The following is a 14487-nucleotide window of genomic DNA, read 5'->3' as shown; positions in this document are numbered from 1 at the left end:
ACCACACACGGCCTAGACTTCTGGCCCATGGCCACTGTGGGGGAACACGAGGCGGAACTGGTCGAGGTGCGCTCGGGCATCCACGCGTGGGTGCAGCCGGACGGCTCCTGGTGGCTCAACAACGCCGGCGCGATCTCCGGCGGCGACGACGTGCTGGTCGTGGACACGTGCGCCACCGAGACCCGGGCCCGGCGGTTCCTCGGCACGCTCGGTGCGGCCACCGCCGGGCGGGCGCCGAGGTTCGCGGTCAACACCCATCAGCACGGCGATCACACGTACGGCAACAGTCTGCTCCCGCACTCCACGGTCCTGATCGGGCAGGAGCACATGCGTGAGGGTCTGCGGGTCGACCCGATCATCGACGCGTGCCCGCCGTTCTGGGAGCCGGTGCCGGACTGGGGCGCCGTCACCCGTCGCCTTCCCGACCTGGCCGTCGACCGGGCGCTCACCGTGCACCTCGGCGACCGGCGCGTCGATTTGCGGCATCCGGGCGGCCCGGCGCACACCACCGGCGACCTGATCGCCTGGGTTCCGGACGAGCGGGTGCTGTTCACCGGCGACCTGGTCTTCGCCGGCCTGACTCCGCTGGTCTTCATGGGTTCGGTGCCCGGCGCGCTGGCCGCCGTCGACTGGCTGGCCGCCTTCGAGCCGGAGGTCCTGATCCCGGGCCACGGCCCGATCCTGACCGGCGACGACATCCCCCGCGTCCTCGACGAGCACCGCCGCTACTACCACCTGGTCCAGCGGGCCGGCGCGGACGGCCTGGCCCGATCCCTCTCCCCGCTGGACGCGGCCCGCGCAGTGGACCTGGGCGAATTCGCCTCCTGGGCCGACGCCGAACGCCTCGTCCTGAACCTGCACCGCGTCTACGCCGACCACCACGGCACGCCACTGGACCTGACGGCCGCCTTCACCGACGCGGTCGCCTACCACGGAGGTCCTCTCCCCACCCGCGTCTGACCCGCCGCCACCGGATCCCGCGGCATGGCGATGGTCGCCGCAGATCCGGTGGCCACCGGCGTGTTGTGGCTCGCGCAGGACATCCGCAACGACGACTGGCTGGTACGCGAGCGCGGATGGCGGGTCGAGCGGTGGTTCGTGGACGGCGTCGCGGCCGTGCTCGCCGCCCCGGACTGATGGGGCCGCGCCCGGAGGTGCGTATGGCCGGTCAATGGGTGGGGCGGGGGAACCGGGAGCCGCCGCCGACGGAGATGACGTCGAGCAGGAGGGCGGCCAAGGCGACGACGGCGAGCAGGGCCAGGCCGAGGGCGTAGGAGCCGAACTGGCCGTAGATGGAGCCCATCACCAGTGGCGGGATGAAACCGCCGAGGCCGCCGGCCGCGCCGACGACGCCGGTGACCGAGCCGACCTGGTTGGCCGGGGCGCCCTGGGCGACCAGGGCGAACGTGGCGCCGCTGCCGGCGCCGAGGGCGGCGGCCATGGCCAGGAAGGCGATCGTGCCGAGCGGTGCCAGGCCGGGGGTGAACGACTGCAGGACCGCGCCGGCGATGACGACCACGAGGGCGACGGCCAGCACGCGGGCGGGTGCGATCCGGTCGGAGAGCCAGCCGCCGACCGGCCGCATGATCACGGCGAGCAGCACGAACCCGGCCATCCGGTTGGCGGCGTCGGCCTGGGTGAGGCCGTAGGCGGTCTTCAGGTAGGCGGGCAGGTACACCGAGAACGCGACGTAGCCGCCGAACGCGACCGCGTACAGGGCCGAAGCCTGCCATGTGATCTTGAGGCGCATGGTCGCGGCGAGGCGTTGCGCGAGCGGCGCGGTGGGCACCGGACGGCCGGGCGCGTCGCGCATGACGAGCCAGGCGACGATGGCGTACGCCAGGAGCGCGCCCGCTGTCAGCAGGAACGGGGTCGCGGTACTCCCGGCGTCGACCAGCCGGACGGTGGTCAGCGCGCTGATCGCCGTCCCGCCCATTCCGGCGCCGAACACCCCGACCGCGAATCCGCGCCGGTGCGGCGGGAACCAGGCGTTGACGAACGGCACCCCGACCGCGAACACCGTGCCGCCGATGCCGAGGAAGAACCCGCCGATCAGCAGTGACGCCAGCGCATCCTGTCCGAACAGCCCGAGGTAGAGCACCGGCAGGATGGTCACCAGCGACACCAGCGGGAACATGATCCGCCCGCCGAACCGGTCGGCGAGCGCCCCGACCGGGATGCGGCCGAGCGAGCCGACCACCACCGGTACCGCCACGAGCAGAGCCTGCTGGATCGAGGTCAGGTCGAGGGCGGTCTGGAAGCGGGCGGCCAGTGGGCTGAGCAGCGCCCAGGCCCAGAAGTTGACCGCGAAGCCGAGGGTGGCCAGGGCGAGCATGAGGTTGGCGCGGCCGGTCGGGACAGTCGTCGAGCTGCTCATCGGTTTCCCCGTGGAGACGTTGCGGTAGGCGGGTCCGCGTCGGCCGGTGGCGACACCGGGCCGTGCCGGTCGCGGAGACTCGCCGGCTGGGACGAACGCTGGGCATTCCCCGGTCCGGCGGGCGCAAACCAGGGCAGAGCGACCTCGGGACTTTGTTCCCGATTTCCGGCGTTCGGCTTGCGGGCCCTCCGCCCGCATACGAGTGTGAGGCGAGGGCCAGTTAGCCGGAAGGATCTGTGATGGTGAATGCCGGGCAGGCGTTGTTACAGGTCGGGGGTCTGGTGCGTCGGGCGAGCGTGTCGCCGGACGGCAGGTCGCTGTATCAGATCGGCGGCCGGGAGGCGGACGCTTTCTACCGGGACCGATGGTCGTACGACAAGGTGGTCCGCTCCACCCACGGCGTCAACTGCACCGGGTCGTGCTCGTGGAAGGTGTACGTCCGCGACGGCATCATCACCTGGGAGCAGCAGCAGGTCGACTACCCGAGCGCCGGGCCGGACAAGCCGGAGTACGAGCCTCGGGGCTGCCCGCGCGGCGCCGCGTTCTCCTGGTACACGTACTCGCCGACACGGGTGCGGTACCCGTACGCGCGCGGGGTTCTGGTCGAGATGTTCCGGGAGACGCGCAAGCGTCTCGGCGACCCGGTGACCGCGTGGGCCGAGATCCAGGACGATCCGCTGAAGCGGCGGGCCTATCAGCAGGCTCGTGGCCAGGGTGGTCTCGTACGGGTGACCTGGGACGAGGCCCTGGAGATGGTCGCGGCCGCGCACGTGCACGCGATCAAGCGGTACGGCCCGGACCGAATCGCCGGCTTCTCGCCGATCCCGGCGATGTCGATGGTGTCGCACGCGGTCGGGGCCCGGTTCATGAGCCTGATCGGCGGCACCATGCTCTCGTTCTACGACTGGTACGCGGACCTGCCGGTGGCGTCGCCGCAGGTGTTCGGCGACCAGACCGACGTGCCGGAGTCCGGTGACTGGTGGGACGCCTCGTACCTGATGATGTGGGGCTCGAACGTGCCGGTGACGCGCACCCCGGACGCGCACTGGATGGCCGAGGCCCGGTATCGGGGGCAGAAGGTCATCGTGATCAGCCCGGACTTCGCCGACAACGTGAAGTTCGCCGACGAGTGGATGCCCGCCCAGCCGGGCACCGACGGCGCCCTCGCGATGGCGATGGGTCACGTCATCCTCAAGGAGTTCTTCGTCGACCGGCGTACGCCACGGTTCGTGGACTACGTCCGCCGATATACGGACCTGCCGTTCCTGATCACGCTGGAACCGGCCGCGGACGGGGGCTATCGGCCCGGCAGGTTCCTGACCGGCGACGACGACCCGTTCAAGCCCCTGCTGTGGGACGCGGCGAGCGACGCTCCGGTCGCGCCCCGGGGCAGTCTCGGCCACCGCTACGGCGAGCCGGGCGAGTGGAATCTCGACCTGGGCGACATCGAACCGGCCCTGACCTGTCTGGGTGCGGGCGATCCGGTGGAGGTCGAGTTGCCGCGGTTCGACACCGACCCACCGGGTGTGCTGCGCCGGGGCGTGCCGACCCGGACCGTCGGCGGCCGGTTGGTGACCACCGTCTTCGACCTGCTGCTCGCGCAGTACGGGGTGTCCCGGCCGGATCTTCCCGGGCAGTGGCCGTCCGGGTACGACGACGCGGCCACCCCCTACACCCCGGCGTGGCAGGAGCCGATCACGAACGTCCCGGCCCCGCAGGTGGCGCGGGTGGCCCGCGAGTTCGCCGACAACGCCGAACGCTCCGGCGGCCGGTCGATGATCCTGCTCGGCGCGGGCGTCAACCAGTGGTTCCACGGCGACGCCACGTACCGGGGGATCCTGGCGCTCGTCACGTTGACGGGCTGCCAGGGGGTGAACGGCGGCGGCTGGGCGCACTACGTCGGCCAGGAGAAGTGCCGGCCGGTCACCGGATGGCAGCAGCTGGCGTTCGCCCTCGACTGGGTGCGTCCGCCCCGGCAGATGATCGGCACGGCCTACTGGTACACGCACACCGACCAGTGGCGTTACGACACCTACTCCGCCGAGGCGATCGCCGCGCCGACCGGCAACGGCGCGTTCGCCGGCAAACACACCATGGACCTGCTCGCCCAGTCGGCGCGGCTCGGCTGGATGCCGTCGATGCCCACCTTCGACCGCAACCCCCTGGACCTGGCCGAGGAGGCGGGCGACGACCCCGGCTCGTACATCGCCCGGGCCCTGCACGACGGCCGACTCGGGTTCGCCTGCACCGACCCGGACGACCCGCGGAACTGGCCGCGGGTGTTCACCGCTTGGCGGGCCAACATCCTCGGGTCCTCCGCCAAGGGCAACGAGTACTTCCTGCGGCACCTGCTGGGCACCCGCTCGAACCTGCGTGCCACCGAGGCCGGTCCGGAACACCGGCCGAAGGACGTGCGGTGGAACCCGGAGGCCCCGGAGGGCAAGCTCGACATGATGGTCAGCCTGGACTTCCGGATGACCTCCACGACGCTGCTGTCCGACGTGGTGCTGCCGGCCGCCACCTGGTACGAGAAGCATGATCTGAACACCACGGACATGCACCCGTTCATCCACGCGTTCACCCCGGCGATCAGCCCGCCGTGGCAGACCCGTACCGACTTCGACATCTTCCACGGTCTGGCCCGCAGCTTCTCCGCGATGGCGAAGACCCATCTGGGGGTCCGTAAGGACCTGGTGGCGGCGCCGCTGCTGCACGACACGCCGGACGCGATGGCCACCCCGCACGGCCGGGTCCGCGACTGGAAGGCCACCGGCGAGGTCCCGGTGCCCGGGAAGACCATGCCGAAGATCGTGGTGGTGGAACGCGACTACGGCGCGGTCGCCGACCGGCTGGCCGCGCTCGGCCCGCTGATCGACCGGCTCGGCACCACCGGCAAGGGCGTCCACGTCGACGTCACGCCGGAGATCGAGTACCTGCGGCGCAAGAACGGCGTGGTCCTCGGCGACCGGCCTTCGCTGGCCAGGGACGTGCACGCGTGCGAGGCGATCCTCGCGCTGTCCGGCACCACCAACGGCCGGGTCGCCACCGAGGGGTTCCACGACGTGGAGAAACGCACCGGGGTGAAGCTCGCCGACCTGTCCGCCGAGCACGAGGGCAAGCAGATCACCTTCGCCGACTGCCAGTCCCGGCCGGTCCCGGTGATCACCAGCCCGGAGTGGTCCGGCAGCGAGACCGGCGGCCGCCGCTACTCGCCGTTCACCATCAACGTCGAACGGCTCAAACCGTGGCACACGCTCACCGGCCGTCAGCACTTCTTCGTCGACCACGACTGGATGCACGAGGCCGGGGAGGCGCTGCCGATCTTCCGGCCGCCGCTGGACATGCACAAGCTGTTCGGGGAACCACGGCTCGGTCCCAAGGGCGAGCTGGAGATCACCCTGCGCTATCTCACCCCGCACTCGAAATGGTCGATCCACTCCGAGTACCAGGACAACCTGATCATGCTGACGCTGTCCCGGGGCGGGCCGACCATGTGGATGAGCGAGGCCGACGCCGCCAAGATCAAGGTGCGGGACAACGAGTGGATCGAGGCGGTCAACCGCAACGGCGTGGTCGTCTGCCGGGCGGTCGTCAGCCACAAGATGCCCGAGGGCACGGCCTACATGTACCACGCCCAGGAACGCGTCATCGACGTGCCGAAAGCCGAGATCAACGGCAGGCGCGGCGGCATCCACAACTCGCTGACCCGGCTGCTGGTCAAACCCACCCACATCATCGGCGGGTACGCCCAGCTGTCGTTCGCCTTCAACTACCTCGGCCCGACCGGCAACCAGCGCGACGAGGTCACCGTGATCCGCCGCCGTTCGCAGGAGGTGGAGTACTGATGCGTGTGATGGCCCAGACCGCGATGGTCATGAACCTGGACAAGTGCATCGGCTGCCACACCTGCTCCGTCACCTGCAAGCAGGCGTGGACCAACCGCTCCGGCGTCGAGTACGTGTGGTTCAACAACGTCGAGTCCCGGCCCGGCCTCGGATATCCCCGCACCTACCAGGACCAGGAGAAATGGCAGGGCGGCTGGGTGCGGACCCGGACCGGGGGCCTGAAACCCCGCTCCGGCGGCCGGATCAAGAAGATGTTCAGCATCTTCGCCAACCCCAAAATGCCGTCCATGCAGGACTACTACGAGCCCTGGACGTACGACTACGAGCACCTGCTCACCGCCCCCGCAGGTGAGGACCTGCCGGTGGCCCGCCCCAAGTCCCTGCTCACCGGTCGGGACACCAAGGTCACCTGGTCGGCGAACTGGGACGACTCGCTCGGGGGCGGCAACGAGGTGCTGCAGGCCGACCCGATCCTGCAACAGGTGTCCGACCAGGTGCGGCAGGAGTACGAGAAGGCGTTCCTGTTCTTCCTGCCACGCATCTGCGAACACTGCCTCAACCCGGCTTGCGCCGCCTCCTGCCCGTCCGGGGCGATCTACAAGCGGGCCGAGGACGGGATCGTGCTCGTCGACCAGGACCGGTGCCGGGGCTGGCGGATGTGCGTGACCGGGTGCCCGTACAAGAAGGTGTATTTCAACCACCGCACCGGCAAGGCCGAGAAGTGCACCTTCTGTTTCCCCAGGATCGAGATCGGTCAGCCGACCATCTGCTCGGAGACGTGCGTCGGCCGGCTGCGCTACATCGGCCTGATGCTCTACGACGCCGACGCGGTCTCCCTCTATGCCTCCGTCGACGACCCGAAGGACCTCTACCAGGCCCAGCGCGAGGTGTTCCTGGACCCGCACGACCCGGCGGTCGCCGCGGAGGCTCGGAAGGCGGGCATCCCCGAGGACTGGATCGACGCCGCGAGGCGGTCCCCGGTCTGGGATCTGATCATGAAGTACGAGGTGGCGCTCCCGCTGCATCCGGAGTACCGGACCATGCCGATGGTCTGGTACATCCCGCCGTTGTCCCCGGTCGTCGACGTGCTCCGCGACACCGGCCACGACGGCGAGGAGCTCGGCAACCTCTTCGGGGCCGTCGACGCGCTCCGCATCCCGCTCGACTACCTGGCCGGTCTCTTCACCGCAGGCGACACCGCGCCGGTACGGTCGGTTCTGAACCGCCTCGCCGCGATGCGCTCCTACCAGCGCCGGATCAACCTAGGGGAGAAGCCCGACGACGCGATCCCGGCCGCCGTGGGCATGACCGCCGACGAGATCAACGCCATGTACCGGCTCCTCGCCATCGCCAAGTACGAGGACCGCTATGTGATCCCGGCCGCCCACGCCGAGGACGCCCACCGCCTGGAAGCCGTCGGCGCCGAGTGCTCCCTGGAGTACGAGGGCGGTCCCGGCATGTACCAGACCGGGCCGTTCGGCGAGGCGTCCGGCACTCCCGTCCCGGTCCAGGTGGAGACCTTCCACATGCTGCGGGAACGGCAGACCGCCGACGAGTTCACCGACCCCGGCGACGAACCGCGCCGCGTCAACCTGCTCAACTGGGACGGCAAGGGCCGCCCGGAGGGCCTCTTCCCGCCCCGGAGCGACACATGAGCTGGCGTCCCGTCGCTGCCCGCGCGGCCTCCCTGCTGCTGCGATATCCCGACGACGCGATGCTCGCCGCGGTGCCGTTGATCATCGACGCCCTGGGCGAGCTGCCGGTCGCGGTCGCCGGCGAGTTGCGGCCGGTCGCCGCCCACCGTTCCGCCACCCCCGCCGGTACGCTCCGCGCCGACTACGTGGACACCTTCGACTTCCGGCGCCGGTCCGCCATGCACCTCACCTACTACACCTGCGGTGACACCCGCCGCCGCGGCGAGGCCCTCGCCGGGTTCGCCGCCGAGTTCAAGGCCGCCGGGTACGAGGTCGTCGACGGTGAGATCCCGGACCACCTGCCGGCCGTGCTCGACCTGGCCGCCGTGTCCGAGGCGGGCTGGCGGCTGCTCGTGTCGCACCGCATCGGCCTCGACATGCTTGCCGAATCCCTCAACCGGTCGATCTATCGGCACGCCGTCGAGGCCGTCCGCGCCATGCTGCCCGCCCCGACCGCCGACGACCTGTCCGCCGTCGCCACCCTGGCCCGCACCGGCCCACCCGCCGAACAGGTGGGCCTGCAACCGTTCGGGAGCTCCCGATGAACACGTTTCTGTGGGTGATCTACCCGTACCTCACGCTGGTGGTCCTGATCGGCGGAACCGTCTGGCGCTACCGCTACGACAAGTTCGGCTGGACCACCCGGTCGTCGCAGCTCTACGAGACGACGATCCTGCGCTGGGGCAGCCCGATGTTCCACTTCGGGGTGCTGATGGTGCTGATCGGCCACATCGTCGGCCTGCTCATCCCGAAGACGTGGACCGAGGCCGTCGGGCTCACCGAACACGCCTATCACCTGACGGCCGTGTTCGTCGGCACCGTCGCCGGCCTGTGCACCCTGATCGGCATGGCCCTGCTCATCGCCCGCCGCCGCCTCACCGGCCCTGTCTTCGCCGCCACGACCAAGAACGACAAGGCGATGTACGTGGTCCTCGCCGCCGTGATCATTCTCGGTCTGTGGGCGACCGTTCGCGCCAACATCGCCGGCTCCGGCTACGACTATCGCGAGACCGTTTCCCCGTGGCTGCGCTCGCTGTTCGTCCTGCAGCCCGACGCCGCCCTGATGACCGCCGTCCCGGCCAGCTTCAAGATCCATGTGATCGCGGCGTTCGCCCTGTTCGCCTTCTGGCCCTTCACCCGCCTGGTGCACGCCTTCAGCGCCCCGGTCGGTTACCTGACCCGCCCATACGTCGTCTACCGCTACCGCGACCCGCGCGGCGGCCTGCGCCCGCACCGCCCCGGCTGGGAGGGCCCAGCCCGCTAGCACATGCTTGAATGTCGCGCATGCCCCGGCCTTCCGCATCGCGCACGGCCCGGCGGTGGTGGGCACTTCGGCGGGAGCTGGTGGCACCGCCGCAAGCCGTAGGGGCCGGAGGCCCTCGCCATGGTCCACATGGGTCCCGACGGCCAGGTCTACCGGGCGCGGCGCCTGCAGGGCTGAGCGCGGTGCGCCGGCCCGCTCCCCTGGGAAAGGGGAGCGGGTCCGGTCTCATAGCCGTGTGCCGTTGACCGTCAGCGCCACCTCGATGTTGCCGCGGGTGGCATGGGAGTACGGGCACACCTGGTCGGCCGCTCGGGCCAGCCCCACCGCCTGCTCATCGGTGACGGACGGCAGTGCGATGTCCAGCTCGACCCGGAGCCGGATGTGGCCGCCGGCGTCGGGGATCAGTGAGACGGACGAGTCGATTTCGGCGTCATCCGCCTGGAGATCGTCGCGCTGGCCGACCAGGGCGAGCGTCGTGCCGAAGCATGCGGCGTAGCCGACCGCGAAGAGCTGCTCGGGATTGACGCCCGCACCGTCGCCGCCCAGCTCCTTGGGCTGCCGCAAGGTCAGCTCCAGCTTTCCGTCCGAGGTGCGCCCACGCCCGATCCTGCCGCCGGTGACGTGCGCCTGGGCCGTGTACAGCGGTGTAGTCATTCCGCACTCCTGTCCGTCGTTACCTGTTTATGAATCTGGCACTTCAAAAACAGGAAGTCAACGGCTAGGCTCGGCGACGACGACGGGAGAAGCGATGACCAAGCTGGAGATCGGTTACTTGTTGCCGTCACGCGACCAGGCCGTTGGGGGAGAGCACGAGTCCAGTCGGCTGGTCGGCCAGGCGCGACGGGCGGAGGCGTCCGGGTTCGACTCGGTGTGGGCAGGCGACAGTCCTGTCTCCCGGCCGCGCGCGGACTCGCTGCTGCTGCTGGCCGCCGTGGCCCAGGCCACCGAACGGGTGACGCTCGGAACGGCGGTGATGCTGCCGGCCCTCCGCCATCCGATCCTGTTGGCGCATCAACTGGCGACCCTGGACCGGCTGTCGGACGGACGGTTGATCGTCGGCATGGGTGGCGGGTTCCCGAGCGCGGAGACCCGGGCCCAGTTCGCAGCGATCGGCATCGCCTTCACCGGCCGCGGCAGTCGCATGGAGGAATCGATCCACGCCATGCGGCGGCTCTGGTCGGGCGACGCGGTGTCCCACCACGGCAGGCACTTCGCCTTCGACGACGTGCGCCTCGTGCCCCGGCCGTCCCGGCCCGGAGGACCGCCGATCTGGCTGGCCGGCAGCGGCGGACCGGCACTGGGGCGGGTGGCCCGTCTCGCCGACGGCTGGCTGCCCTATCCGCCCACGGCGACCCGGTACGCGCAGGAGTACGACGTCATCCGAGAGGGTGGGACGGCGACGCCCGGCCGGGCGGTCACGCCGGCCCTCTACGCGACGCTCTGCCTCGACGACGACCCGCAGCGGGCGCGTCAGCGCCTGCGCGACAGCATCGAAAGCTATTACAACGCTCCGCTGCCCCTCGTCGCGTCGATCCAGGCCATGTTCGCCGGTACCGCTGATGAAGCCGCCGACTGGTTGCACGGATACGTCGGAGCCGGCGCCCGGCACCTGGTGATCCGCCTCGCGACCGACGACCACGAGTCGGACCTGGAGGAGTTCGCCGCCCGAGTCCTGCCCCTGCTTCGCAAGGAGAGATCCCGATGACGACCTTCGTACTCGTCCACGGCGCCTGGCACGGCCCCTGGGCCTGGGACCGTACCGTGACGCTGCTGCACGCCGCCGGCGCCCGCACCCTCACCCCCGATCTCAGTGCTCCCGGCGACCAGGGGCTCCACGACCACACCCGGACGGTCGTCGCCGCCCTCGACAGCGTCGCGGAGGACGACATCGTGCTCGTCGGTCACAGTTACGCGGGCCTGGTCGTCCGAGAGGCGGCCGATGCGCGACCCGGCCTCGCCGGCCACATCGTCCTCGTGGACGGATGGGCGGGCCCCGACGGTTCGAGCCTGTTCAGCCTGGCCTCCGAGCCCTTCGTCGCCGCGGTCCGCACGGCCGCCGAGACTCTCGGCAGCGGCCACCGGGTACCGGCCCCACCACCGGCGGCGTTCGGCATCCACGATCCGGACACCGCAGCCCTGCTGGCCGAGCGCATGGTCGCGCAGCCGCTTCGCACGTTCACCGAGCCCACTCGCTTGACCGGGGCCGTCGACCGGATCGCCGGAACGGCCGTCTACTGCAGACCGCAGACCCATCCCTTCGACCGGTTCGGTGCAGCCCTGGGGTACCGGACGATCGCGCTGGACGGACCGCACGACGTGATGCTCACCGACCCGCAATCCCTCGCGCGGATCCTCCTGCGGGCGCATCCGTTCAAGAGCGAGAAGTGCGAAGTCTAAAATAATGAAGTGGAGCAGCGAACGTACAACCAGTACTGCGCGACCGCGCGCACCCTCGATCTCATCGGCGAGCGCTGGACCCTGCTGCTGATCCGTGAGCTGCTGACCGGCCCCAAACGGTTCGGTGACCTCCAGGCGAGCCTGCGTGGTCTCGGCACCGGACTGCTCGCCGCCCGCCTCAAACACCTGGAACACGAGGGGCTCGCACGCCGGGTCACGCTTCCGCCGCCGGCCCGCACACCGGCGTACGCGCTCACCGAGGCCGGCGAGGAACTCGGCCCAGCAGTCCTGTCGCTCGCCCGGTGGGGCCTGAAATGGGCGATGGGGGAACGGCGCGAGACCGAGACGTTCCACCCCGGCTGGGCGGTCCTCGGCCTGCAGGCCTGCTTCGACGCGGAGGCCGCCGCCGGGCTCCGCGCGGTGTACGAGTTCCGCATCGGCGACGAACCCTTCCATGCGCGCGTCGACGACGGGACGATCGAGACATCGCACGGACCCGCCCAGCACCCGGACGCCACCATCACGATCAGCAAGGACGCGTTCCTCCGCATCACCGGCCACGAGCTCACCCTCACCCACGCGTTCGAGGACGGCACCGCCTCCGCGACCGGCGACCGCGAAGCCCTGCGCAGACTGGGCACCCTCTTCCGCCTGCCGTCACCGCAGAACCGCAACGGTTGACACTCGAGCACGCCGCGGACGGGCCCGGACGCTAAGGTCGCCGCGTGAGTTTCGGAACCGATGTGCGCAAGGTGCGGGATCCGTCGTTGCCCTACGGGCGCCGGATCAACGCTCTCGCCCAGTGCGTGGGGCAGTACGCGCCGATCGGTTTCCAGGCCACGTTCGGCTATCTCGGGCAGGTCGCCGGCCGGTTCCACCACGAGGAGGCGGCGCTGCTGCGGGCCGTCGGCGCGCTCGACGCCAGCCGCCGGTTGTGGCTGGCCGAGATGCGGGCGTACGCGGTACGGCGTACCGAAGCCAAACGCCGTGGCCACCGCATCCCGCACCCCCGCGACGGCCTTCCGCGCGGCGACGTCTGGTACGGCGACCGGAGCGCGGCCGCCCGGTTCGCCCTCGGCTACGTGCTGCGGCGGACCGCGGCAGGCCGCCCGGTCCGGGGACGGGACGCCGACCCGGACGTCCTGGCCCTCGCGTCCGCGGTCCTGGACGGCGACACCCGGTGGGAGCGGGCGAGCGACCTGCGCCGCCGGTTCGGGCAGGTCCGCCGGGACACCCGTGCGGCCGACGACTGGAGCGGCTGGTCCCGGGCCGGCGCCTCGCTGTGGGTGCTGCACCTGATCGCCGAGGCGTCCCGCCCACCCGGCTGAGATCCCGTCCGGCTGGTCGTCACGGCTGTCTCCGGGCCGCTGAGGCAGCCGTGACGACCAGCCGGGGGTGCCGGAACTCCATCGAACCGGCTCATCGTCATCACCGTTCGCGCACAAACGGCCGGTAATTTCCCGCTCATGAACGGGGAACGGGAACCGGAGACCGGTTGTGGGCAGGCCGCGGATCGTCGTCGCGGCGGCGGTGATGCTGGCCGGCGGTGGCGCGCTGATCGTGGCGGAGGCCTGGCGGGCGGCCGAGCGCATGTTCGCCGGACTGGCCTTCGAGCAGCAGATGCAGGGCTGGCAGGAGAGCGACTTCGGGCTGGTCCGAGCCGTCGGCGCCGCCAACGCGGGGGTCGTCGCGGTCGATCTGGCGAGCGCGGCGACCCGCTGTCGGCACTCCTGACGGCCGAGTGACCCGCTGCGGGAGCTGTGGTCGACCACAGTCGATGCTGGGCCGTACCCCATGGGTCTGACCGGCGCCGGTGCCTAGCGTCGAAGACATGACCCGCGCACGCCGACCCGCTCGGCACGCCGACCCGCCGCGAGCGTGAGGTGCTGGACCGGATGGCGCAGGGGCAGACGAACGGCAGGATCGGCCAGGAACTGTTCATCTCGCAGAGCGCGGTGGAGAAGCACGTCAATGCGATCTTCGAAAAGCTCGGCCTCACCAACGACGGCGGTTACATCAAACGGGTGCTCGCCGTGCTGCGGCACCTGGGCGGGTGAGAACTCAATTCCGCGGCCGGCCGAATCGGGGCGGCCACCCTTTCTCCGGGGGCAGATGCGCAGGCCAGGACTCGTTGGCCGGAAGATCCGCCGCACGGAGACGGCTCACGTATCTCTTCTCGTTCACCGGCCAGTGGACGTCTCGGCCGGCTTGCAGTCGTTTCGTGTTCACGTGCGTTCCCCCGATGCAGTCGCGTACTCCATCGTGACGCGTCTGTGAAAGAACGGACAATCGAATCAAGGACTGCAATGTCGTTCCACCGGAGAATGGCACGCCGGGATCACCGCGGGGCGGTGATCCCGGCGTGGCGCCGGCCGGTCAGTCCTCGTCGTCGGCGGTCTTGGTGACGACCTTGAAACCGGCGTCCAGGTCGACGTCCCACTCCTTGCCGGCGGCGTCGCGGACCTCGGCCTCGTAACCGTCACCGGACGCCTCCACGTCCAGGACGGTGCCGCCGCCGACGGCGTCGCGGGCCGCGGTCTCGGCGGAGGTACGCTGCTCGGCGGTGAGCGCGGGCCCGGCCGCGTCGTCGTCGGCCTCCTGCGCCACGACCTTCAGATCCTTGTCGAGGACCACGGTCACCTCGGCACCGTCGGCCTTGCGGATCTCCACCTCGTACGCCTCGCCCTGGTCGTCGCTCTGCTCCACCTCGACGACGGTGCCGGGCACGGCCTGGGTGGCGGCGTTCACGGCCCGGTCCCGGTCGGCGCCGGAGACCTCGCCGGCGCTGGCCGCGGTCGCCCACACGGTGCCGCCGGCGCCCAGCGCGGCCGCGACGGCGACCCCGGCGATGATGACGCGCTTGCTGCGGAGCTTGGCGGTGTTCATCGGCTGCTGCCTCTTTCACAATCG

14 protein-coding genes and 1 pseudogene are annotated in these 14487 nt (G+C 70.7%); 12 read left to right on the top strand and 3 right to left on the bottom strand.

Going from position 1 to position 14487, the window contains the following annotated elements; translation table 11 throughout:
• Positions 1-27: 27 nt before the first annotated feature.
• Both Aut01nite_RS29620 and Aut01nite_RS29615 read left to right on the top strand, forming a co-directional pair.
• On the top strand, positions 28-960 hold the full coding sequence (locus Aut01nite_RS29620; protein ID WP_083998754.1) for an MBL fold metallo-hydrolase: 933 nt from the start codon (positions 28-30) through the stop codon (positions 958-960).
• A 24-nt stretch (positions 961-984) separates the two neighbouring features.
• Entirely contained in the window at positions 985-1137 is a 153-nt protein-coding gene (locus tag Aut01nite_RS29615; RefSeq protein WP_239124619.1) for a hypothetical protein, read from the top strand.
• A gap of 31 nt (positions 1138-1168) precedes the next feature.
• On the opposite strand, the gene Aut01nite_RS29610 is transcribed toward Aut01nite_RS29615, so the two are convergent.
• A complete protein-coding gene (locus tag Aut01nite_RS29610; protein ID WP_204037735.1) occupies positions 1169-2377 on the bottom strand; it encodes an MFS transporter in 1209 nt (402 codons plus the stop codon).
• Between the two features lie 239 nt (positions 2378-2616).
• On the opposite strand from Aut01nite_RS29610, the gene Aut01nite_RS29605 reads away from it, so the two are divergent.
• Genes Aut01nite_RS29605 through narI form a run of 4 tightly spaced genes read left to right on the top strand, consistent with a single transcriptional unit; the run spans position 2617 to position 9180 of the window.
• A complete protein-coding gene (locus tag Aut01nite_RS29605; RefSeq protein ID WP_043524202.1) occupies positions 2617-6222 on the top strand; it encodes a nitrate reductase subunit alpha in 3606 nt (1201 codons plus the stop codon).
• Positions 6222-7877 (top strand): nitrate reductase subunit beta, encoded by a 1656-nt coding sequence (gene narH, locus Aut01nite_RS29600; protein WP_043524203.1) that lies wholly within the window; start codon positions 6222-6224, stop codon positions 7875-7877. Before Aut01nite_RS29605 ends, narH begins: the two co-directional genes overlap by 1 nt.
• A complete protein-coding gene (gene narJ, locus Aut01nite_RS29595) occupies positions 7874-8461 on the top strand; it encodes a nitrate reductase molybdenum cofactor assembly chaperone (protein WP_043524204.1) in 588 nt (195 codons plus the stop codon). The genes narH and narJ overlap by 4 nt, the downstream gene beginning before the upstream one ends.
• The gene (narI, locus tag Aut01nite_RS29590) at positions 8458-9180 is read left to right on the top strand and encodes a respiratory nitrate reductase subunit gamma (protein WP_043524205.1); all 723 of its coding nucleotides are present in this window, start codon (positions 8458-8460) and stop codon (positions 9178-9180) included. Before narJ ends, narI begins: the two co-directional genes overlap by 4 nt.
• A 225-nt stretch (positions 9181-9405) precedes the next feature.
• On the opposite strand, the gene Aut01nite_RS29585 is transcribed toward narI, so the two are convergent.
• Positions 9406-9834 carry an organic hydroperoxide resistance protein gene (locus Aut01nite_RS29585; protein WP_043524206.1) on the bottom strand — a complete coding sequence of 143 codons (429 nt, stop codon included), beginning with the start codon at positions 9832-9834 and terminating at the stop codon, positions 9406-9408.
• Positions 9835-9928: 94 nt separating this feature from the next.
• Here Aut01nite_RS29585 and Aut01nite_RS29580 point away from each other — a divergent pair, with 94 nt between their 5' ends.
• From Aut01nite_RS29580 to Aut01nite_RS29555, 6 genes and pseudogenes are all read left to right on the top strand, one after another.
• Positions 9929-10885 carry an LLM class flavin-dependent oxidoreductase gene (locus Aut01nite_RS29580; RefSeq protein WP_043524207.1) on the top strand — a complete coding sequence of 319 codons (957 nt, stop codon included), beginning with the start codon at positions 9929-9931 and terminating at the stop codon, positions 10883-10885.
• A complete protein-coding gene (locus Aut01nite_RS29575) occupies positions 10882-11577 on the top strand; it encodes an alpha/beta fold hydrolase (RefSeq protein ID WP_043524209.1) in 696 nt (231 codons plus the stop codon). Before Aut01nite_RS29580 ends, Aut01nite_RS29575 begins: the two co-directional genes overlap by 4 nt.
• 9 nt (positions 11578-11586) lie before the next feature.
• Positions 11587-12258 (top strand): winged helix-turn-helix transcriptional regulator, encoded by a 672-nt coding sequence (locus Aut01nite_RS29570; protein WP_043524210.1) that lies wholly within the window; start codon positions 11587-11589, stop codon positions 12256-12258.
• 44 nt (positions 12259-12302) lie between these two features.
• Positions 12303-12905, top strand: coding sequence for a hypothetical protein (locus Aut01nite_RS29565; RefSeq protein WP_152628617.1), 603 nt, complete (start codon positions 12303-12305; stop codon positions 12903-12905).
• Positions 12906-13074: 169 nt separating this feature from the next.
• Positions 13075-13311, top strand: coding sequence for a hypothetical protein (locus Aut01nite_RS29560; RefSeq protein WP_043524211.1), 237 nt, complete (start codon positions 13075-13077; stop codon positions 13309-13311).
• Positions 13312-13454: 143 nt separating this feature from the next.
• A pseudogene (locus tag Aut01nite_RS29555) lies at positions 13455-13634 on the top strand (response regulator transcription factor); the annotation flags it as partial.
• 319 nt (positions 13635-13953) lie between these two features.
• On the opposite strand, the gene Aut01nite_RS29550 reads toward Aut01nite_RS29555, so the two are convergent.
• On the bottom strand, positions 13954-14463 hold the full coding sequence (locus Aut01nite_RS29550; RefSeq protein ID WP_052163520.1) for a PepSY domain-containing protein: 510 nt from the start codon (positions 14461-14463) through the stop codon (positions 13954-13956).
• Between the last annotated feature and the right edge of the window lie 24 nt (positions 14464-14487).

This window comes from Actinoplanes utahensis, assembly GCF_016862455.1.
In the GTDB taxonomy this organism is placed as follows: Bacteria; Actinomycetota; Actinomycetes; order Mycobacteriales; family Micromonosporaceae; genus Actinoplanes; species Actinoplanes utahensis.
The sequence above is the reverse complement of the archived record's forward strand: the minus strand, read 5'-3'. Positions and strand labels throughout refer to the sequence as shown.